The sequence below is a fragment of the Pseudomonas sp. FSL W5-0203 genome (assembly GCF_001896155.1).
GTDB classification, from domain to species: domain Bacteria; phylum Pseudomonadota; class Gammaproteobacteria; order Pseudomonadales; family Pseudomonadaceae; genus Aquipseudomonas; species Aquipseudomonas paracarnis.
The window spans coordinates 35785-57228 of sequence record NZ_MPOR01000034.1 but is presented as its reverse complement, the minus strand read 5'-3'; the positions used below and the strand labels follow the sequence as shown (position 1 = coordinate 57228).

Below are 21444 nucleotides of genomic sequence, written 5' to 3'. Positions count from 1 at the left end.
ACGCTGAGTTCGGTATAAGACATAGGGGCAGCACCGTACCGGAAAGGTCAGGTGTTGCACTCAGTTTTTGCCGCCGCCCTGTATCAAGAAAGCGCTTGAGCACAGCATTACCAAAAGACCCAGTGCCGCCACTGATTAAAAGCTTACGTCCTTCAAACATGAAAATCTCCTATTACTTTATTGATAAGCAATTACCGACCGTTCCTTTCTCGCACCTTGCATCAACCAAACCACAAGCCAAAACAAAAATGCAAAATAAGAATCAAGCGTCTGCGTCAGCTGATTATTGGCAGGTATATATAATACCGCCGAGGATAAAAACAGAAACATCAGGGCACCTGCATCACTGCGGAGTAACACTGCACTTTTCCAGCCGCAGCCCCACAAAAACCCTAGGAGCGCTATCACTAGCGGAACAGCTGGAAAACTGACATCGCTCGCTAGCCAGGGATAAATTGTTGACCATTGCGACTTGTCGCTCCATCCGGCAGCACTAACTTTGTATAGATAACTTCGCTGATACATCGAGTCATCTATCGCCTTTCCATAGGCACTCATAAGGAACGAAGAGTGCCCCAAACCAAAGGTCGATGTAAAATCCTCTTTGAGTGCAAGCGAAAGTCCGTAGTACCCTTGAGAAACATAACCGGTGACCATTTCCAACGCGAAATTGGCAGTAGCACTCAGATCACTCTCATGGGAACTGCGGACTGAACAAACCACTCCGTCCGCTACACAGAATCCGCCCTGTCCCCCCATACGAGAGCCTTTGCGATCGACAAAAAGTACAGCCGTAGCACAAAGTATCATAATCAGCAAAACAGAGGATAGCAGTACGCTGGACGCCTTGAATGGAAACCGGCCATGCTTCACAGCAAGGCGGCAGGTCGCTATCAGCAATGTGGCGATAAAAAACACCAAGAGTTCAACAGTTTCTCGGTCAGTCCCGCGCATGAAAGAAAAAATCAGCACCGCACATAAATGACCAGAAAACAGCAAAACATCCAATCGCCGTAATCGTTTAAAGTTCAATATAGCAAAGGGAACGACACAATATACAAAAGGCGCAAATAGCGCGCGCAAAATAGCCATGTAACCGCGGATGCCCGACTCATCAGCCTCAACGACCGCGAGCATCTCCCGATACGCCAACCCCTGATCACCGAGAACACTAAACACCTCCCAAGGCCACTTACCGGTGTAGATCCACGTAGCGGGAAATAGCAAAACTATACTGGAAACACATCCGATGCGAAAAAAAACGCGCCAAGAGTCCAACGGCCGTCCGCGACCTGGATTAATAACACCAACGGTAAAACCTAAGGCAATAGCTAGCATACAAACAAACACAAAAAACAATAAAACGCCTTCATTATCAATAGGCCAATCGAACGGTCCTAAAAAAAACAACACAACGGTAGTCACCAAATACATCAACCCCAAAACAAGTGGGATAAATTTCACCTTCGCAAACATTTTAGACATGAGGCTTTTACACCATCTTCTAGGACTGTTTAATTATTTGAATAAGTCGTGACGCGACATGTTTCACTTCGAAGTGCTCATCAAAGGTAACAGGCCCTCTTTCTTTCATGGAGCGTATCTTACTTTCATCATCAAGCAGCGCTTCAATGGCGCTCAGCAAAGTGGCAGGACTCCCCGCCTCGACCCCTACTCCTACACCTAGTGAAACAAGGCAATCACCATAATCAGTGGTTTTCTCTACCGAAGCAACAATTGGAAGCCCTGCCCGCAGATAATCAATCGTCTTAGAGGGAAAGCTAGGTACGTCGACGTCTCTTAGCGTACACACCAGTGCGACTTCACACGATTGAATAATCCCAAGATATTCTTGCCGAGGGACCCAGGCAATCCAGACTAGGTTGTCATGCCGTTGATCGATATATTCTTTAACCAAGGCTTCTAAAGGTCCACCGCCGACAACCAGAAATGTTATTTGAGACTTCTTTTCATGGGCCAATTTGGCCATTTCCAATAAATCTTCTACCCCACGGCCTTGGATAAGTTGCCCTCCAAATACAACAATTGGGCGAGAGGCCGGAAGGTTGTAAACAGCACGTATTTGTGTGCGATCAATTTCGGGCAACGGAAAAGCTTTACCCCATACAGGCAAGGTGCAAACGCGCTGAGAGGTACGAAGCGGATAGTGGGCGCGCAGGTAATTTTCATTAGCCGGCGACATGCATGCTACGATATCAAACCGACGAATCAGAATCTCTTCCAGCTTGGTGGCAAGAAAGAAGATTGAATTAGAAGGAATAAGTCCTGCTTGTCGGTGATGGTGCGGAAAGAAATCCCACTGAAATAGAACCGACTTGACATTGCCATGACCTGTCATTTTCAAGATAGGGAGCGACATCGTCGCCGAAGGCGAAAAACCAATGACCAAATCAAAACGCTTTTGTTTCATTAAACGGCGCACAGACCAGTAGGCCGAAAAGGATGAAAGAGTCCACTTAACTAAACGGGATACGAACTGAAATGGTGAGCGGATCTTTACCGGCACCAGCGACTCGACCTCAACACCATTTGATGTTGTAAAGCGCTGATTCTTTGCATCTGGCTTTCCAAACCAATCAAGGCAAACCACCGTAACCTCGTTACCAGTCTCTCGCAAGGAATCAGCCAACTCGTTGGTGAGCCAAGGATCATTTTCGTTTAAAGAAAATTTTGTACATAGCATTAGAATTTTCATGGCTGCTTCCTCATCCAGAACTTCAAACCTACAGCCATAATTACCGAAAGCATAATATAAGTAATCATATGCGCATAGACTGGAGCCATCTTTCCAACCCCGTCAAACAACAGCATGAACATCACGATTATCCCCACTCCTTGAGTAAGCTCGTACAAGATAGAGATGCGCACCCCCCCCCTTGCCATAAAAATAAATGAAATTGCTGCGGCGATGGTTCTAAACACATCACCAATCATTTGAGGAATAAAATATTCCGTCATTGGCAAAAATTCTTTCGAGAAAATCAATTGAATAACAATAATTCGCAGGCTATACAGACATACAAACCCGAAAACTAATGCTAATAACAGCCAGATCACTGTTGCTTTAAATTCCGCGAATACTCGATCAAAATTACCGGCAGCAGCATAGCGGGGAAGAACGTAGTTTATGAGTACCACGCCTATGAACTGCATATAGACGTCCGAAAGCTTTATCATTCCCTGCCATAAACCTACCTGCTCCCAACCTACTCGCTGCGCCAACATATCGCGGATTATAATCTGCGCGACTGGCACCGACATCGCCCCTACTAACGTCAAAAAGGAAAACGACATAAAATGGCTGACTTTGCTTTTATCAAGCACTAATCGTGTATATCGCAACAACTCGCGGCGGCGTTGAACCAGAAACCCCAGAGCAACTAGCCCTGTCAACGCCGGCATAAGCATAACCCCGTACGCGGCGCCTCCGAAGCCAAAAAAGCAAACGCCGAGTACGAGCACAACGGCCCCTATAATGGTACCGAGGATATTTATCGCGGCATAAATTCCACTCTCACCACGACTGCTTGCATCTGCCTGGACCAAGCTGCCATAACCTATGACAATCTGGGAAAAACCAAGACAGATAAGCACAGCGGTGAATTCGCCTTGCATTAACCGGGTAGACAACGCACTGGAAAAGAGCAATAACAAAGAGGCAACCAATCCGGAAACTATCGTTGTCAACGTGAAAGCCGTTGCGATCCATGCCTGCCCCTCCTTGGTGCTCGAGGGTGAGACTGCCAACACCTTGATCAATCCGCTGGTAATTCCGCCACCTGCAAACATCCCGGTGATCGCAACCAACGTCATCAGTTGGCCTAATAGTCCAAAACCATCAGGCCCCAGCTTCCATGCAAGCACCTTAATTATAATAAGCCCAGCGATGGTTTTTACAAAAATTGAGGAGGCGAAGTGAATACCTGCCTTCAACCTAGCCAAGTTACAAACCTCATCGAAAATCCTTCCCGATACTACTGATACAAAAAAACGAATTCGGCACATCAGCATCAACAGCCATGTCGGCACCTAACGTAACTCCGACAAGTCAAAATACAACACACCAATGCAACGGATGCCAGACCATCGTTTACCATTTTCAATGCCCAGTGATTCATCCCCCCATCACCCTTGCATTTGGCTAGCGGACCGCCCACCTCACATTTTAGCGTTACAACCTCGCACACCCAGGATATTGAGGATAGAGGTGGTGGACAGCCCGAATCACTCAAAGTTCTGCCCCAACGCTAGCTATCTGCCAAATTCAAAAATGGCAAAAAAAACAGGTCGCCTATGAGGTCGACCCTCCCCCAAGAAGATGCAGATTGAGGCAGATTTCAGACACTAGGAGTAACGAAAAAAGAGGTCCGACGTGATTATCCTATCTCAGAATACGATGACCTATATTACGCGCTCGCCCCAGTCATAGCCAGAAAAATGGGTCAGGTTCGCCCCCCAACATCCCACCTATCACGTATCTTCGCACTTTGTGCGAGAGAAGCTGAACCACCAGCGTTAAGAAACAGACCACAAAAACCACACTCTGTCGCTTTAATTAAATGATACGAGCCTAGCCTGTCGAGACCATACCCCATCACGAGCTTGCGACAGGCCGCTATACAACATGCAACGAAGGGCCAGCAAGACACTCCTTCCCCGACACGCAGCGGAAGAACCAGCGCAACAATTTCCAAACATGCCCTTGTCGACACACCGGAGGCAAAATTATGAAGCTAGCTCGAACTGCAATGCTTTGAGCACGCTGGCGCTGCGGCAAGCCGCGCACAAAAGGGTAGCTGGCAGATAGCGATAAGGATCTACCTTCACGAGACGGAGCGCTCTATTTTATCCCGGACGACGAATAAAACAGGCCTACACTCGCCATCTGCCCGAGCCTGCCGCCTCTGAAACAGCGAAACTATAGACAGCCATTCAAAGAGGGCAGAATAGCAGTTGAGCCTACTGCCAGCTATGGTATAGACTGACAAATTAGGCTCTTCGTATATTACTTATACAGCAATGATAGCCAAAGATAACATCTGATTGCTTAACCTATCTAAGGGACGCTGATGCTAAACAGACTACTTTCCACATTTCCTTTTTTGGAAGTATTACTGCGAAACTTGTACTGGCGCAACAGCGCCATCCATCGAATTGCCAACTATTTTTCTAGAAAATCTCGACGTCCTGCCGCCTCCCCCGCAGAAACCAATAAAAGCAACGCGGACGCTTTTTTTGAAGATATTTCCCGACTTGGAATTGGTTCCGGCGACATACTAATAGTCCACTCAAGCTTCGGCGAACTAAAGAAGTTTGGACTCACTCCAAGTGAAGTCATCGCACGGCTTTTATCAATTATTGGGGAGACAGGCACGCTGGTTATGCCCGCCATTCCAATCTTTAGAGAAGCACCGCCTGCTGAAAAGCGTTTTGATAGCTCGCTCTTTAGCAAGCCATTTATTTACAATGTGAAAAAAGCCAGAATCTGGACAGGGGCGCTTCCTCAGGCACTTATCTCGACCCCCGGATCGGTGAGGAGCCGACATCCACTTAACTCCGTTGTAGCTTTCGGCGCCCATGCCAAAAAAATGGTTTCTCGCGAGCTCACCTCCAAAGAGAACGCTCCTTGCGGCGAAGGCTCCACTTGGGCTTACTGCCATGAACATAATGCAAAAATCCTGATGATCGGTGTCGATGTCGTTCATAGCCTGACTATGATTCACGTCGCCGAGGACCTCCTTCCCGAGCAATGGCCGATAGCAAACTGGTACCGCAAACGTCAATTCAGGATCATTGAAGACGACTTCGACGAAGTGGTTGAAGTAAGCGAACGCCGCCCTGAGTGGGCACTGTTTTATGCTGAAAGAGGCTTCTCTAAAGACTTGCATAAGGCGGGAATCATAAAAGCCTCTTTAAGCGAGGATGTAAATTTAAGCGTGATCGAGAGTGCTCAACTGATTGACTTCCTTAATTCAAAAAAGCACTCAGGCTACCCTTATTACATTCCTTTCTGGCTCAAGTAAAACCCACGAAGCACCCGGACACCATTCAACCTTGCTGACTGGATAAACCAGCGCACTGAGTGGTACCGTTATGCTCAATCAATACAAACATTGAAGCCATTATAAATAGCACTACCTAAGATATATCAACTTAAAATCAAAGCACACACATCATCGACCACCCCCATCATCCGAGCACTAATAATGTATAAACTATCCAGAGTCATTAAATCCTACAGACCACTGGCATGCGGGCAAGATTATATGATAGTCGCCCGTGGGCGCGCACTCTATAGAGCTGACCTGGACCTTACCAATATTCACCCCCTGTGCACCCTTCCCCCTCAGCACAAAATTGAAACACTCCCAAGACTTCGATCAGCCGAACGTATTTTCCGCTTGGGTGTTTCATCATTTTTATTATTAGATGAAGAGTGGGGACTGGCCGTTCGAGGAAGTACGATTTTTCGCGTGAACATCCAAACTGGCGCCTTTGAACTAGAGTTTACAATACCAAACGGTCGGAAGATTCTAGCCCTCTCCTATATAAGGGGAGAAACGAAAGATCAAGATACCGTCATGTTTGGCGAATACTTCGAGAACATGGACATGGCCCCTGTTAATGCGTGGTCATGCCCCGTCGACCAACCCGGCGATTGGAAGATATTGTTCACTTACCCATCAGGATGCATCAACCATATTCACAATATAGTTCCAGCTCCCGAATTGGGAGGCGCGATCATCCTGGCAGGCGACTTCGAACAAGCGGCCGGAATATGGCTTTACTCCATCAAATCACAGAAACTGACGCCCATCCTTATCGGATCCCAAGCATACCGAGCGACCTGGTTATGCCAACTAAACAACTCTTACTTCTATGCGACAGACTCGCAGCTTTCGCCAAACTCCCTGCGCCAATTTCAATTGAACGAAGGCATAGCTTCGGCAAATACACTCATTGGAATTGAAGGCTCGTCTATTTATGCAGGTTACGGGAAGCAAATCTGTTACTTTTCCAGCACCGTCGAGCCCGGAGCGCCGACCGGCAACTTCTTGCGCGATGTGTTTGAGCGCACCCCAGGGCCTGGAATTCTCTCAAGCTCCGCCTACATATACGCAATAGATGCTTCTGGAGAGATACAAACTTTATTCTCAAGCGAGAAAGACATCTGGCCCATGCGCCTCGGCCAGTTTGGCACCTTTTCCTTCCCCTCCGGAATAATGCCGGAAGGACGGTTTTATGCGTATGGACAAGCACTGAAAAAGTATGACGACTGCTGCTTGATTTTCGAAAAGAAGTAACACTCTTAGCGATACGGGATAGGTCTGCAAAGGAATCAACTCAGCAGACCTAGCCCGCAAACCTATAGAGACCTAATAGAAATATGCCCTACAGACGCGAGGCACCTAACTCCAACTATTAACCATTACGAATGCGTGCCGTAACTGTATCGACCGAAGCATCTCCAAGGGAAGCCCCCCCCATCACTACCTGGACAGACTCGGATCGCGATCGGGCGCGAGACCTCATAATGGAATGACGTATCAACACGGCGAACACACCCAGAATTGCCCCGAGTGTAAGGCTAAGCAATACGATCAGCGCTCGTTTTGGCGCAATTGGCGCCACAGGCTCCAGCGCGTTTTGATCGATAGCAACCAACTTGATATGACTCATATCGATGTTCAAATTGCGCAAGCGGGTCATCTCTGCTCGCAACGGCTCAACACCCGCAAGAAACAGATCCTCATTCTCTCGACTATTAAGCATCTCAATTTCACGATTGGATTCAAGTAACTGAAGCTCTTTGGCTATCTGCGCAATGCGACCGTCCGTGAAGTCATCAGACTTACGCTGCTGAAGGGCCGCACGCTCAGCCTCAAGCGCTTCAACCCCCATAAAATAGAGGGGTATCTGCTGATTATTGATTTCAGTACGCATCACGCTGGAAGAACCAGACCGATCCGAGTCTCCCAGGGAGGACGGAGTCGTTGGCTTTCTAATTCCTAATCTCCGAGCAATTCCGATCGCCTCATTGAACTGAGCCATTCGGTCGAATCGCTGAGTTTTCAGCTGCGCACGAAGCGCTTTGAGCTCATCGAGCAATTGAGCTCGCCGAAGAGCATCTCCCTCCCCCAGAGAGGCTATTTTGGCTTCTTTTTGAACATTATAAGCAGCCCGAGCATTATCAAGTTTACCCTGAAGCTCATTCAACCGATTCTTGACGATTACGTCTACATCGGCGGAAATTTCATTTCGCTCAAAGGCAATCGCATATTCAACAAAGCTATTTAGAATTGCAACCCCATCGATACCCTGCGGGTAATTCATCTCCAACTTTATGTAAGCACTCAGGGAGTCTGACTTTTTGGGGTCGGGCAAAATCAAATTAATTGAGTTACGGTTAAACTCCTCGAAACTCTGCTCCAGTGTTCTTCCGGGCCGCTCAAACTCCTTGAATAGTTTTTGATTAGCACGAAAAAAGCCCAAGCGCGCTTCATATGACTCTAGAGTCGCGCCAACCTTTTTGAGAGCCTCATTTGGAGGGAGATGATAGATTTCCGAGCGATTCAATGCGTCCAGCTCATTGATCGCAGCCGGGCGCAGCACGCTACTTACTTGATATTTTGGCGTTGCTAAAAAAGCATAAGCGGCTGCTATCAGTCCACACACTCCGATTGCCGTTGCAATCAGCCGCTTCTGATGCCAAACAATCTTCACAAGGGCCGGAAGATCAGCTTCATCTAATCGGGTAACGGGAGGCACACGAAAGTTACTACTCACAACAAAAACCTGCCTTCAAAGAGAAACTGCGGGCTCGTTATGCAGACAAAATTGCGTTTTTTTATTCTAATTGGTTGGCCGCCAAAACCCAGCGTCTCTGCCAAATTTTGAGCGCACAAAATGCCTGTTATCGAGAACAGATTCCATTCTGCCATCTCTTTGGTATATTACAAGTCTTGACATGTCTGTCAGGCGATTCTGATTTTCTAGGAGAACTGTCGCAACCAACAGGGCTAGGTAGGTAGGCAGTTCAAAGCACGGGACATGGCATGGTTTCTGACAAACGGTCGCCAATATTGCCCTTCCCATATTCCTAAAACTAAACCCTAAACCACCGCCTTACCCCGACGCCTACGCACAACCACCCCCAACACCGGCCCAATTAACATCCCCACAATCAAAGCCACCACCACAAACACCGCCACCGGCATCTGCGCAGTACTCCACCCCAGGAATGACAGCGCCACGCCCTGCTGGTTCTCCAGCACAAACGCCAGAACCACCAAAGCCGCAAGCACCGCAATCAACACCGCAACAACGCGCTTAACCCCACGCATACCCTTCTCCTTCCCCAAAGACACTCAGACGCCTTCTTCCTCTTCTTCGTTCACCCGATCGCGCAATTCCTTGCCCGGTTTGAAGTGGGGAACGAATTTGCCGTCGAGGCTGACGGATTGGCCGGTTTTTGGGTTGCGGCCTACGCGCGGTGCGCGGTAGTGCAGGGAGAAGCTGCCGAAGCCGCGGATTTCGATGCGATCTCCGGTGGCCAGGCATTGGGACATTTGCTCAAGCATGGTCTTGATAGCCAGCTCTACATCCTTGGATGAGAGCAGCCCTTGATGGGTGACAATTCGTTCGATCAACTCCGACTTCGTCATATTTTTCCCTTCTTTTTCAAGCAGCTAGGAAAAGCGCTCCGAAGGTTTTAGCATGAGTTGATGAATTTGAACAGCCCATGTGTCAACTTATCTGAGGCTGAATAAACACGTTCAGCAAGCAGCCAACTCCTTACTTACAGATCACCAACATGGTCCGCGTCACCGCGCCAGCAGGGTTCCAGCCGAACAGATAGTCGCCCTCTTCGTCCTCTGCATCGCTGGAGCGGGTTATGACCTTGTAGCCCTGCATCTTGCACTCACGGGCGGCGCGCTTTTCGCACTTTTCCCACTTGTTGCCCAGGCCAGAGCAGTCGACCTCGATGCCGCTGACGCCGCGCTTGGCGTGGGTCTTGGCGCTGGTAGAGGAGCAGCCTGCAAGTACCAGCAAGGCGAGTATTACGATAATTCTGTTCATTCAAACCCTTATTGAGTCAGCAACGCGAAATAGCCGTTTTTATGACTATAGTCAGTTCTGACATTGGGCTGAATGCCTTGGTTCGGTGCAGTTGCTTCATCAAATTTCAGGCACGAAAAAGGGCGACCGAAGTCGCCCTTTTTCTACAGCTTTACAGAACTTAGTTCTGCTTAGCCATTGCCTGGCGCAGCAGTGCCGCCATGGTGGTATCAGCAGCAGCTTCCGGAGCAGCTTCTTTCAAGCTCTGGATAGCTTCTTTCTCTTCCACTTCGTCTTTCGACTTGATGGAGAGCTGAATCACGCGGCTCTTGCGGTCAACGCTGATGATCTTGGCTTCTACTTCCTGGCCTTCTTTCAGAACGTTGCGCGCGTCTTCAACGCGGTCACGGCTGATTTCGGAGGCTTTCAGAGTCGCTTCGATATCGTCGGCCAGAACGATGATGGCGCCTTTGGCGTCAACTTCTTTCACAGTGCCTTTAACGATGGCGCCTTTATCGTTCTCTTGAACGTACTCGGAGAACGGATCGCTTTCCAGTTGCTTGATGCCCAGGGAGATGCGCTCGCGCTCTGGGTCAACCGACAGGATAACGGTGTCCAGCTCGTCGCCCTTCTTGAAACGACGAACAGCTTCTTCGCCAACTTCGTTCCAGGAGATGTCGGACAGGTGAACCAGGCCGTCGATGCCGCCGTCCAGACCAATGAAGATACCGAAATCGGTGATCGACTTGATGGTGCCGGAGATTTTATCGCCCTTGTTGAACTGGCCAGAGAAATCTTCCCATGGGTTAGATTTGCACTGCTTGATGCCCAGGGAGATACGACGACGCTCTTCGTCGATGTCCAGAACCATAACTTCCACTTCGTCGCCGACTTGTACGACTTTCGAAGGGTGGATGTTCTTGTTGGTCCAGTCCATTTCGGAAACGTGTACCAGGCCTTCAACGCCTTCTTCCAGCTCAGCGAAGCAGCCGTAGTCGGTCAGGTTGGTAACACGCGCGGTTACGCGGGTGCTTTCTGGGTAACGAGCTTTGATAGCAACCCATGGATCTTCGCCCAGCTGCTTCAAGCCCAGGGAAACGCGGTTACGCTCACGATCGTACTTCAGAACCTTGACATCGATCTCGTCGCCAACGTTGACGATTTCGGAAGGATGCTTGATACGCTTCCAAGCCATGTCGGTAATGTGCAGCAGGCCATCGACGCCACCCAGATCGACGAATGCGCCGTAATCGGTGAGGTTCTTGACGATACCTTTGACTTGTTGGCCTTCCTGCAGGGATTCCAGCAGAGCTTCACGCTCGGCGGAGTTCTCTGCTTCCAGCACGCTGCGACGGGAAACGACAACGTTGTTGCGCTTCTGGTCGAGCTTGATGACTTTGAATTCCAGTTCTTTGCCTTCCAGGTGCGTGGTGTCGCGCACTGGACGAACGTCGACCAAAGAACCTGGCAGGAACGCACGGATGCCGTTAACGTCGACAGTGAAGCCGCCTTTAACCTTACCGTTGATAACGCCCTTGACCACTTCTTCAGCTGCGAAGGCTGCTTCGAGAACAATCCAGCATTCAGCGCGCTTGGCTTTTTCACGGGACAGCTTGGTTTCACCGAAACCGTCTTCAACCGAGTCCAGAGCAACGTGAACTTCGTCACCGACATTGATAGTCAGGTCACCAGCATCGTTGTAGAACTGTTCCAGCGGGATCAGAGCTTCAGACTTCAGACCAGCGTGAACGGTTACCCAGCGAGCTTGGTAATCGATATCAACGATAACACCGGTGATGATGGAGCCTGCCTGAAGGTTCAGGGTTTTTAGGCTTTCTTCAAAGAGTTCCGCAAAGCTTTCGCTCATTTTAATTCCTGTTGATAAGGGCGAAGAATACGCCCATCTCCACACCCCAGACGGTGTGGGTCAGTTTCAGTTAAAAGAAGCCACCGCAGGACTATGACTGGTCCCCTGCGGCCTTCTTGATCACCCGGCGATATCGCGAATGGCGATTTCACTCATGATGCGTTCCAGCACCTGCTCGATGGATAGCTCCGTGGAATCCAGCTGTATGGCGTCAGCCGCCGGCTTGAGCGGGGCTACCGCACGCTGGGTATCACGCTCATCGCGTGCACGGATCTCATCTAGCAGACTCGACAGACTAACACCATCGACTTTGCCCTTCAACTGCAAGTATCGGCGGCGTGCCCGTTCCTCGGCGCTGGCGGTCAGGAAAATCTTCAGCGGCGCCTCGGGAAACACCACCGTGCCCATGTCGCGGCCATCGGCCACCAGGCCCGGCGCCTCCTGGAATGCGCGCTGGCGCTGCAGCAGCGCCTCGCGCACGGCGGGCAGCGCAGCCACTTGGGAGGCGCCCGCGCCGATACTCTCGGTGCGAATCACATCGCTGACTTCATCACCTTCCAGAATGATGCGCTGCAACTGACCCTCGGTCGCCGCAATGAACTGCACATCCAGATGGGCGGCAAGTTTCGTCAGCAGCTCTTCGTTGGTCAGGTCCACACCATGGTTGTGCGCAGCGAACGCCAGCAGGCGATACAGCGCGCCAGAATCCAGCAGGCACCAACCCAGGCGCTTGGCCAGAATGCCAGCGATTGTGCCTTTGCCCGAGCCGCTAGGCCCGTCGATGGTAATCACCGGTGCTTTGATATTCACAATTGAGCCTCTTGGGCAACACGGATGCCGACTTGGGCACACAGTGTCAGAAAGTTCGGAAAAGACGTAGCAACATTGGCGCAGTCAAGGATACGAATAGGCGCCATCGCCCGCAGGGAAGCCACACTGAACGCCATGGCAATCCGGTGATCGCCATGGGCATGCACTTCACCGCCGCCCATCGGGCCACCGTCAATGATAAGCCCATCAGGCGTGGGTTCACACTTCACGCCCAGAGCCAACAGACCGTCGGCCATCACCTGGATGCGATCGGACTCCTTGAGGCGCAGCTCTTCGGCCCCGCGTAAAACAGTACGCCCCTGAGCGCAGGCTGCGGCAATAAACAGCACGGGAAACTCATCAATCGCCAACGGCACCAGGGCCTCTGGAATCTCGATACCCTTGAGCGCGGCAGCACGCACACGTAAATCCGCAACCGGCTCGCCGCCCACCTCACGCTGATTTTCGAGGGTGATATCAGCCCCCATCAGCCGCAGGATGTCGATCACACCGGTGCGGGTCGGGTTGATACCGACATGCTCCAGCAACAGCTCGGAGCCTTCGGCAATCGAGGCCGCCACCAGGAAAAACGCCGAAGACGAAATATCCCCTGGCACTTCAATACGCGTAGCGGTCAACCCATGCCCCGACGCCAGCGACGCCGTCGCGCCCTGCACCGCCACCGGGTAGCCAAAGCCGCGCAGCATGCGCTCGGTGTGGTCGCGGGTCGGTGCGGGCTCGGTCACCGAGGTTTTACCCTCAGCGTATAACCCCGCCAACAACAGGCAGGATTTCACCTGGGCACTGGCCATGGGCAGTACATAGTTCAAGCCTTTGAGCGATTGCCCGCCACGAATGCTCAGTGGCGGACGCCCGTCCGGCCCGGTCTCGATGATCGCACCCATTTCACGCAGCGGCTTGGCCACGCGGTTCATCGGGCGCTTGGACAGCGAGGCATCGCCGGTCAACACGCTGTCGAAGCGCTGCGCCGCCAATACACCGGCCAACAGGCGCATCGACGTGCCGGAATTGCCCACGTAGATCGGCCCCGGCGCTGCCTTCAGGCCCTGCAGGCCGACACCGTGAATGGTCACGCGCCCATGGTGCGGGCCCTCGATCACCACGCCCATGTCGCGAAAGGCCTGCAAGGTCGCCAGGGCGTCCTCACCCTCAAGGAAGCCTTCCACCTCGGTCACCCCCTCGGCCAACGAGCCCAGCATGATCGAGCGATGGGAGATCGACTTGTCACCCGGCACGCGGATGCGCCCGCTCAAGCGGCCACCCGGGCTGGCGATGAAGGTCAGATCATCGGTGTTCACTGCGGTTTCCATATAGGCCCGGCGTGCGAGAATCTTGCTGAAATGTTCACGCGCCACCCGTGCCCGGGTGAACACGCCCAGCAGTTGATGGCCGTCTCCCGCATCCACCGCGTCGCGCAAGGCGTCGAGATCACTGCGGAAGGTGTCCAGGGTGCGCAACACCGCTTCGCGATTGGCGAGGAAGATGTCGTGCCACATCACCGGATCGCTGCCGGCAATCCGCGTAAAATCGCGGAAGCCGCCGGCGGCGTAACGGAAAATCTCGAGGTTCTCGTTGCGCTTGGCCAAAGAATCCACCAAGCCAAATGCCAGCAGATGCGGCAAGTGGCTGGTGGCTGCCAACACTTCGTCGTGACGCTCGACCTGCATATGCTCCACATCCGCGCCCAGCTCGCGCCAGAGACGATCCACCACCGCCAACGCCGTGGGATCGGTTTGCGCAAGCGGCGTCAGGATGACCTTATGCCGACGAAACAACTGCGCATTGGAGGCCTCCACCCCGCTCTGCTCGGACCCCGCGATGGGATGGCCCGGCACAAAGCGCGGCGGCATGCTACCAAACGCCAATCGTGCCGCGCGCACCACGTTGCCTTTGGCGCTACCCACATCGGTAAGGATCGCTTGCCCGAGGTCCATACCCGCCAGTACCGCCAGCAACTTCTCCATGGCCAGGATCGGCACGGCAAGCTGGATCACATCCGCGCCCTGGCACGCAACGGCCAGGTCCGCCTCACAGCGGTCCACCACCCCCAACTCCACCGCCAACGTGCGCGACTGCGGGTCGAGGTCCACGCCCACCACTTCGCCACACAGCCCGCTTTCACGCAGGCCCTTGGCGAAGGAGCCACCGATCAGCCCCAGGCCGACCACCACCAGGCGACCGATCATAGGCACAGCAGGTTGCAATGCAGTGACATCAACCACGGGCCAGAACCTTGGCCAGCGCCTCAAGGAAGCGGCTGTTCTCAGCCGGCAAACCGATGGTGATACGCAGGTGGTTCGGCATCCCGTAGTTGGCTACCGGGCGTACGATCACACCCTCGCGCAGCAAGCCCTGGAACACCGGCGCGGCCACTTGGCCGAGGTCGACGCAGATGAAGTTGCCCTTGGACGGAATCCAGCCCAGGCCCAGCTCACGAAAGCCTTCCTGCAATTGCAGCATGCCGCTTTCGTTGAGGCGACGGCCTTCTTCCAGGTATTCGGCATCCTTCACCGCCGCACAGGCGGCCGCCAGGGCCAGGCTGTTGACGTTGAACGGCTGGCGCACGCGGTTCAGCACATCGGCCACCACAGGCGTGGACAAGCCATAACCGACCCGCAACGACGCCAGGCCATAAGCCTTGGAGAACGTACGCGACACCAGCAGGTTCGGGTAGGCCGCAAGGAAATCCAGGCCGTCGGGCAGGTCGCTGCCTTCGGCGTACTCGATGTAGGCTTCGTCCAGCACGACCAGCACATGCTCGGGCACGTCCTGCAGGAATTCGTTCAGTGCCTGCTCGTCAAACCAGGTGCCGGTCGGGTTGTTCGGGTTGGCGATAAACACCACGCGAGTCTGGGCATCGATGGCCGCCAGCATCGCCGGCAGGTCATGGCCCCAGTCCTTGGCAGGAATCACGCGAGCATCTGCCCCCACCGCCTGGGTCACAATCGGGTAGACCGCAAACGCGTGCTCGCTGAACACCGCATTCAAACCTGGCGCCAGGTAGGCACGGCCGACCAGCTCAAGGATGTCGTTGGAGCCGTTGCCCAAGGTCACTTGATTCAACTCGACCCGGCACTTGTCCGCCAGTAGCGACTTGAGGGCAAAACCGTTGCCATCGGGATAACGGGTCAGCTCGGCCAGCTCCTCACGAATCGCCGCCAACACTTTGGGGCTCGGGCCCAGCGGGTTTTCGTTACTCGCCAGTTTGACGATCTTGGACGGGTCCAGATTCAACTCACGGGCCAACTCGTCCACAGGCTTGCCTGGAACGTAAGCCGAGAGTTGTTGCACGCCCGGCTGCGCCAGGGCGAGGAAGTTGCCACTCATGTCAAAGCCTCACAAAACCGCTTTCGGGTAAGAGCCCAGCACCTTGAGTGCCACGGCTTCCTGACTGATCTTCTCCAGCACGCCCTTGACCAGCGGGTCGCGGTGATGGCCGATGAAGTCGATAAAGAACACGTAGGTCCACTTACCGCTGCGCGAAGGACGAGTCTCGATGCGCGTCAGGTCAATCCCGTTGTCGTGGAACGGCACCAGCAGCTCATGCAGCGCGCCGGGCTTGTTGCTCATGGAAACGATGATCGAGGTCTTATCGTCGCCGGTGGGCGGCACTTCCTGGCTGCCGATCATCAAAAAGCGCGTGGAGTTATCCGGGCGGTCTTCGATTTTCTCGGCCAGGCGCGTCAGGCCGTACAGGCCCGCGGCCATATCGCCGGCAATCGCCGCCGAATTCCACTCACCCTTGACCCGCTTGGCCGCTTCGGCATTGCTGGACACCGCCACGCGCTCGACATTCGGGTAATGGGCGTCCAGCCACTTGCGGCACTGGGCCAGGGACTGGGCGTGGGAATAGATACGGCTGATGCTGTCGGTCTTGGTGTTTTCACCCACCAGCAGGTGGTGGTGGATACGCAGCTCCACCTCACCGCAGATCACCATGTCGTGTTCGAGGAAGCTGTCCAGGGTGTGGTTGACCGCGCCTTCGGTGGAGTTTTCCACCGGCACCACGCCAAAATTCACCGCACCGGCGGCGACTTCACGGAAGACTTCGTCGATAGCCGCCATTGGCTTGCTGATCACCGCATGGCCGAAGTGCTTCATGGCCGCTGCCTGGGTGAAGGTGCCTTCAGGGCCGAGGTAGGCCACTTTCAGCGGCTGCTCCAGCGCCAGGCACGAAGACATGATTTCACGGAACAACCGCGCCATCTCTTCGTTGCCCAACGGGCCCTTGTTGCGCTCCATCACACGCTTGAGCACCTGGGCTTCACGCTCGGGGCGGTAGAACACCGGCACTTCGCCTTCCGCCAGCGACGCCATTTTCACCCGGGCTACTTCCTGGGCGCAGCGCGCACGCTCACTGATCAGCTCCAGGACCTTCTCGTCCAGGCTGTCAATGCGTACGCGCAGGGCCTTGAGTTCTTGCTCAGACATTAGCCGTGTTCCTTCTCGAACTCTGCCATGTAGGCAACCAGCGCATTGATGGCGTGGATGTCGACGGCGTTATAAATGGAGGCGCGCATGCCACCCACCGAGCGGTGGCCCTTGAGGTTCAGCAGGCCGCGTTCGTCGGCGCCAGCCAGGAACGGCTTGTCCAGGCGGTCGTCCGCCAGGCGGAACGGCACGTTCATCCACGAGCGGTCGGTGAGGTTGATCGGGTTGCTGTACAGGCCGCTGGCGTCGATGAAGTCGTACAGGGTGCGCTTCTTCTCTTCGTTCAACTTACCCATGGCCGCCACGCCGCCCTGCTCCTTGAGCCATTCGAACACCAGGCCCGACAGGTACCAGGCAAACGCCGGCGGGGTGTTGTACATCGAGCCGTTATCGGCCGCGACCTTGTAGTTGAGCATAGTGGGGCACAGGGAACGGGCGCGGCCCAGCAGGTCTTCGCGGATGATATTGACCAGGATGCCGCTTGGGCCGATGTTCTTTTGCGCGCCGGCGTAGATCATGCCGTATTTGGACACATCGATCGGACGCGAGAGGATGTCCGAGGACATGTCGCACACCAGCGGAACGTCACCGACTTGCGGCACCCAATCAAATTCCAGGCCACCGATGGTTTCGTTCGCGACGTAGTGAACGTAGGCCGCGTCCTTGGTCAGCTTCCACTCGTTCTGACCGGGAATGGCGAAGTAGTCGTAGGGCTTGGCGGTGCCTGCCACGTTGACATGGCCGTAGCGCGAGGCTTCTTCGATAGCCTTCTGACCCCAGATACCGGTGTCGATATAGTCGGCAGTCCCGCCTTCTGGCAGCAGGTTCAGCGGTAACTGGGCGAACTGCTGGCTCGCACCACCTTGCAGGAACAGCACTTTGTAATGGGATGGGATGTCCAGCAAGTCGCGCAGGTCCTGCTCGGCCTTGTTGGCGATGGACACGAACTCATCGCTGCGATGGCTCATTTCCATCACGGAGAGGCCTTTTCCATGCCAGTCGAGGAGTTCACCCTGCGCACGCTGCAGGACTGCTTCAGGAAGCGCCGCGGGACCGGCACAGAAGTTATAGGCTCTCTTGCTCACATCCAATCTCACTCTGATCTGGTGGGGCTGCAATCATGTCAGCAACGCCCTCATTCTGGAGCGGACATCTGTGGGAGCTGGCTTGCCTGCGATAGCAGCGCCGCGGTATCACTGAATGACCGAGGCGCCTGCATCGCAGGCAAGCCAGCTCCCACATGGACCGCGTCCAGGCAAAGGGCGCTGTGTTTCATAGGGGACAAACAACAAGGGGGCGAATCTTCATCCGCCCCCTGTGTGTCCGCTTATTCCTGCGGTTCTTCTTCGTCTGCGGCAGCGTCGAGGGTTGGCTCGTCAACGTTGTCATCGCCAGCTGCGATAACCTCGCCTTCGAATTCCTCACCTTCGAGCTCTTCGCCTTCGACTTCCGAAGGCTCCTGCACACGCTCCAGGCCGACCAGTTTTTCGTCCTTGGCCAGCTTGATCAGGGTCACGCCCTGGGTGTTACGGCCCAGGCTCGACACTTCCGCCACACGGGTACGCACCAGGGTGCCCTGGTCGGAAATCAGCATGATCTCCTCGCCGTCGAGCACCTGCACCGCGCCGACGAGACGGCCGTTGCGGTCGTTGCTGACCATGGCGATCACGCCCTGGCCGCCACGCTTGTACTCCGGGAACTCACTGATGGCGGTGCGCTTGCCATAACCACGCTCGGAAGCGGTGAGGATCTGGCTGCCTTCTTCCGGGATCAGCATCGAAATCAGCTTCTGCCCTTCCGGCAGGCGCATGCCGCGTACACCGCGGGCGGTACGGCCCATGGCTCGTACGTCGGATTCCTTGAAGCGTGTGACCTTGCCGCCATCGGAGAACAGCATGACTTCGCGCTCGCCATCGGTGATGGCTGCGGAAATCAGCACGTCGCCTTCGTCCAGTTCCAAGGCGATCAGGCCCACGCTGCGTTGACGGCTGAAGGATTCCAGCGGGGTCTTCTTCACGGTGCCTTTGGCGGTGGCCATGAAGATGAAGTGACCTTCGGTGTATTCCTCGACCGGCAGCATGGTGGTGATGTATTCGTCACTGTCCAGCGGCAGCAGGTTGACCAACGGACGACCACGGGCAGCGCGGGAGGCCTCCGGGATTTCGTAGGTCTTGAGCCAGTACACCTTGCCTTTGCTGGAGAACAGCAGCAGCGTGGTGTGGCTGTTGGCGACCAGCAGGTGAGCGATGTAGTCCTCATCCTTCACGCCGGTAGCCGATTTACCTTTACCGCCACGACGCTGGGCCTGGTAGGCCGCCAACGGTTGGGTCTTGGCATAGCCACCGTGGGAGATGGTCACCACGCGCTCTTCTTCCGGGATCATGTCACCCAGGGTCAGGTCCAGGCGCGCATCGAGGATTTCGGTGCGGCGCACGTCGCCGTATTCGGCGCGGATCACTTCCAGTTCTTCGCGGATCACTTCCATCAGGCGCACGGCGCTGCTGAGGATGCGGATCAACTCGCCGATCTGGTTGAGGATCTCCTGGTATTCGGCCAGCAGCTTCTCGTGCTCAAGGCCAGTCAGGCGGTGCAGGCGCAGTTCCAGGATAGCCTGGGCCTGTTCTGGCGACAGGAAGTACTTGCCTTCACGCAGACCGTATTGCGGGTCCAGGGTCTCGGGGCGGCACGAGTCGGCGCCAGCGCGCTCAACCATCGCGACCACGGCGCTGGATTCCCAAGGCGTGCTGATCAGCGCTTCCTTGGCTTCCGACGGGGTTGGCGAGGCCTTGATCAGGGCGATCACCGGGTCGATGTTCGACAGCGCAACCGCCTGGCCTTCCAGGATATGGCCGCGCTCGCGGGCCTTGCGCAGTTCGAACACGGTACGGCGGGTGACCACTTCGCGACGGTGACGCACGAAGGCTTCCAGCAGGTCCTTGAGGTTCAGGATGCGCGGGCGGCCGTCGATCAAGGCAACCACGTTGATACCAAACACGCTTTGCAGCTGGGTCTGGGCGTAGAGGTTGTTGAGGATCACCTCCGGCACTTCGCCGCGGCGCAGCTCGATGACCACGCGCATGCCGTCTTTGTCGGACTCGTCGCGCAGCTCGGTGATGCCTTCCAGCTTCTTCTCTTTAACCAGCTCGGCGATCTTCTCGATCAGGCGTGCCTTGTTCAACTGGTAAGGGAGTTCGGTGATGACGATCTGCTGGCGGCCACCGACCTTGTCGATGTCTTCGATGATCGAGCGGGCGCGCATGTAAATGCGCCCACGGCCGGTGCGGTAGGCTTCGATGATGCCGGCGCGACCGTTGATGATCGCGGCGGTCGGGAAGTCCGGGCCGGGAATGTATTGCATCAGCTCATCGACGGTCAGCTCAGGGTTGTCGATAAGGGCCAGGCAACCGTCGATGACTTCACCGAGGTTGTGCGGCGGGATGTTGGTGGCCATGCCCACGGCGATACCGCTGGAACCGTTGACCAGCAGGTTGGGAATCCTGGTGGGCATGACAGCCGGGATCATTTCGGTGCCGTCGTAGTTCGGCACCCAGTCCACGGTTTCTTTATGCAGGTCGGCCAGTAGCTCGTGCGCCAGCTTGGTCATGCGCACTTCGGTGTATCGCATGGCCGCGGCGTTGTCGCCGTCCACCGAACCGAAGTTACCCTGGCCGTCTACCAGCAGGTAGCGCAGGGAAAACGGCTGCGCCATCCGAACGATGGTGTCGTACACCGCAGTGTCGCCGTGAGGGTGATACTTACCGATCACGTCACCGACAACACGGGCAGATTTCTTGTACGGCTTGTTCCAGTCGTTACCCAGCTCGCTCATCGCGAACAGCACACGCCGGTGCACGGGCTTCAAGCCATCGCGCGCATCAGGCAGTGCCCGACCGACAATTACGCTCATCGCGTAGTCGAGGTAGGACTGTTTCAGCTCGTCTTCGATATTGACCGGGAGGATTTCTTTGGCCAGTTCGCCCATGAGAAGCCTGATTCCTTTTTCGGGTGAAACCTCGTCACATCCATTCGGGACGAACGAAGCTCGCCGCTGCCGGCACGGTGCCTGACAACGACTTACGACAAATCAACGAGTTATGACACGGATCTGCACGTTATAGGCCACCCCTCGGGGCAGCCCTGGAAACCGCCGGATGTTATCACAATCGCCGCCACGCACCTATCCCCCTGATGCGCATGGAGGCTAGTAATTTGACGGATGACAGGCTTGAAGGGGA

At 54.7% G+C, this 21444-nt stretch carries 16 protein-coding genes; 2 read left to right on the top strand and 14 right to left on the bottom strand.

All coding sequences use genetic code 11. The annotated features are described in order from the left end of the window. Window positions 1–177: 177 nt before the first annotated feature. From BOP96_RS23280 to BOP96_RS23270, 3 genes are read right to left on the bottom strand one after another with little or no spacing between them, the layout of a single operon-like run. Window positions 178–1485 (bottom strand): hypothetical protein, encoded by a 1308-nt coding sequence (locus tag BOP96_RS23280; protein WP_003189791.1) that lies wholly within the window; start codon window positions 1483–1485, stop codon window positions 178–180. A 19-nt stretch (window positions 1486–1504) separates the two neighbouring features. Continuing rightward, window positions 1505–2716, bottom strand: a complete 1212-nt coding sequence (locus tag BOP96_RS23275) for a glycosyltransferase family 4 protein (RefSeq protein ID WP_003189789.1) — start codon at window positions 2714–2716, stop codon at window positions 1505–1507. Beyond that, window positions 2713–4050, bottom strand: coding sequence for an O-antigen translocase (locus BOP96_RS23270; RefSeq protein ID WP_238346863.1), 1338 nt, complete (start codon window positions 4048–4050; stop codon window positions 2713–2715). Before BOP96_RS23270 ends, BOP96_RS23275 begins: the two co-directional genes overlap by 4 nt. Window positions 4051–5090: 1040 nt before the next feature. Between BOP96_RS23270 and BOP96_RS23265 the strand changes: the two genes are divergently transcribed. Together BOP96_RS23265 and BOP96_RS23260 are read left to right on the top strand one after the other, a co-directional pair. Beyond that, on the top strand, window positions 5091–6044 hold the full coding sequence (locus BOP96_RS23265) for an AAC(3) family N-acetyltransferase (protein ID WP_073454156.1): 954 nt from the start codon (window positions 5091–5093) through the stop codon (window positions 6042–6044). A gap of 243 nt (window positions 6045–6287) precedes the next feature. Beyond that, window positions 6288–7325 (top strand): hypothetical protein, encoded by a 1038-nt coding sequence (locus BOP96_RS23260; RefSeq protein WP_138726240.1) that lies wholly within the window; start codon window positions 6288–6290, stop codon window positions 7323–7325. Window positions 7326–7443: 118 nt separating this feature from the next. Here BOP96_RS23260 and BOP96_RS23255 read toward each other — a convergent pair whose 3' ends face one another. From BOP96_RS23255 to gyrA, 11 genes are all read right to left on the bottom strand, one after another. Beyond that, entirely contained in the window at window positions 7444–8808 is a 1365-nt protein-coding gene (locus BOP96_RS23255) for a Wzz/FepE/Etk N-terminal domain-containing protein (RefSeq protein WP_003189782.1), read from the bottom strand. A gap of 326 nt (window positions 8809–9134) precedes the next feature. Then, on the bottom strand, window positions 9135–9365 hold the full coding sequence (locus tag BOP96_RS23250; protein ID WP_073454154.1) for a lipopolysaccharide assembly protein LapA domain-containing protein: 231 nt from the start codon (window positions 9363–9365) through the stop codon (window positions 9135–9137). Window positions 9366–9389: 24 nt separating this feature from the next. Beyond that, a complete protein-coding gene (ihfB, locus tag BOP96_RS23245) occupies window positions 9390–9686 on the bottom strand; it encodes an integration host factor subunit beta (protein ID WP_003189779.1) in 297 nt (98 codons plus the stop codon). A 130-nt stretch (window positions 9687–9816) separates the two neighbouring features. Continuing rightward, entirely contained in the window at window positions 9817–10101 is a 285-nt protein-coding gene (locus tag BOP96_RS23240; RefSeq protein ID WP_014717621.1) for a hypothetical protein, read from the bottom strand. A gap of 160 nt (window positions 10102–10261) precedes the next feature. Continuing rightward, window positions 10262–11947, bottom strand: a complete 1686-nt coding sequence (gene rpsA / locus BOP96_RS23235) for a 30S ribosomal protein S1 (RefSeq protein ID WP_003189774.1) — start codon at window positions 11945–11947, stop codon at window positions 10262–10264. A gap of 120 nt (window positions 11948–12067) precedes the next feature. Continuing rightward, complete coding sequence (gene cmk, locus BOP96_RS23230) at window positions 12068–12757, bottom strand: (d)CMP kinase (protein WP_003189772.1); 690 nt, start codon at window positions 12755–12757, stop codon at window positions 12068–12070. Continuing rightward, entirely contained in the window at window positions 12754–14964 is a 2211-nt protein-coding gene (locus BOP96_RS23225) for a bifunctional prephenate dehydrogenase/3-phosphoshikimate 1-carboxyvinyltransferase (protein WP_238346864.1), read from the bottom strand. The genes cmk and BOP96_RS23225 overlap by 4 nt, the downstream gene beginning before the upstream one ends. Window positions 14965–14992: 28 nt before the next feature. Continuing rightward, the gene (gene hisC, locus BOP96_RS23220; protein WP_073454150.1) at window positions 14993–16105 is read right to left on the bottom strand and encodes a histidinol-phosphate transaminase; all 1113 of its coding nucleotides are present in this window, start codon (window positions 16103–16105) and stop codon (window positions 14993–14995) included. Between the two features lie 9 nt (window positions 16106–16114). Next, window positions 16115–17209, bottom strand: coding sequence for a prephenate dehydratase (gene pheA / locus BOP96_RS23215; protein ID WP_003172650.1), 1095 nt, complete (start codon window positions 17207–17209; stop codon window positions 16115–16117). Further along, complete coding sequence (gene serC, locus BOP96_RS23210; protein WP_073454148.1) at window positions 17209–18294, bottom strand: 3-phosphoserine/phosphohydroxythreonine transaminase; 1086 nt, start codon at window positions 18292–18294, stop codon at window positions 17209–17211. The genes pheA and serC overlap by 1 nt, the downstream gene beginning before the upstream one ends. Before the next feature lie 242 nt (window positions 18295–18536). Beyond that, a complete protein-coding gene (gyrA, locus tag BOP96_RS23205) occupies window positions 18537–21191 on the bottom strand; it encodes a DNA gyrase subunit A (RefSeq protein ID WP_014717617.1) in 2655 nt (884 codons plus the stop codon). Between the last annotated feature and the right edge of the window lie 253 nt (window positions 21192–21444).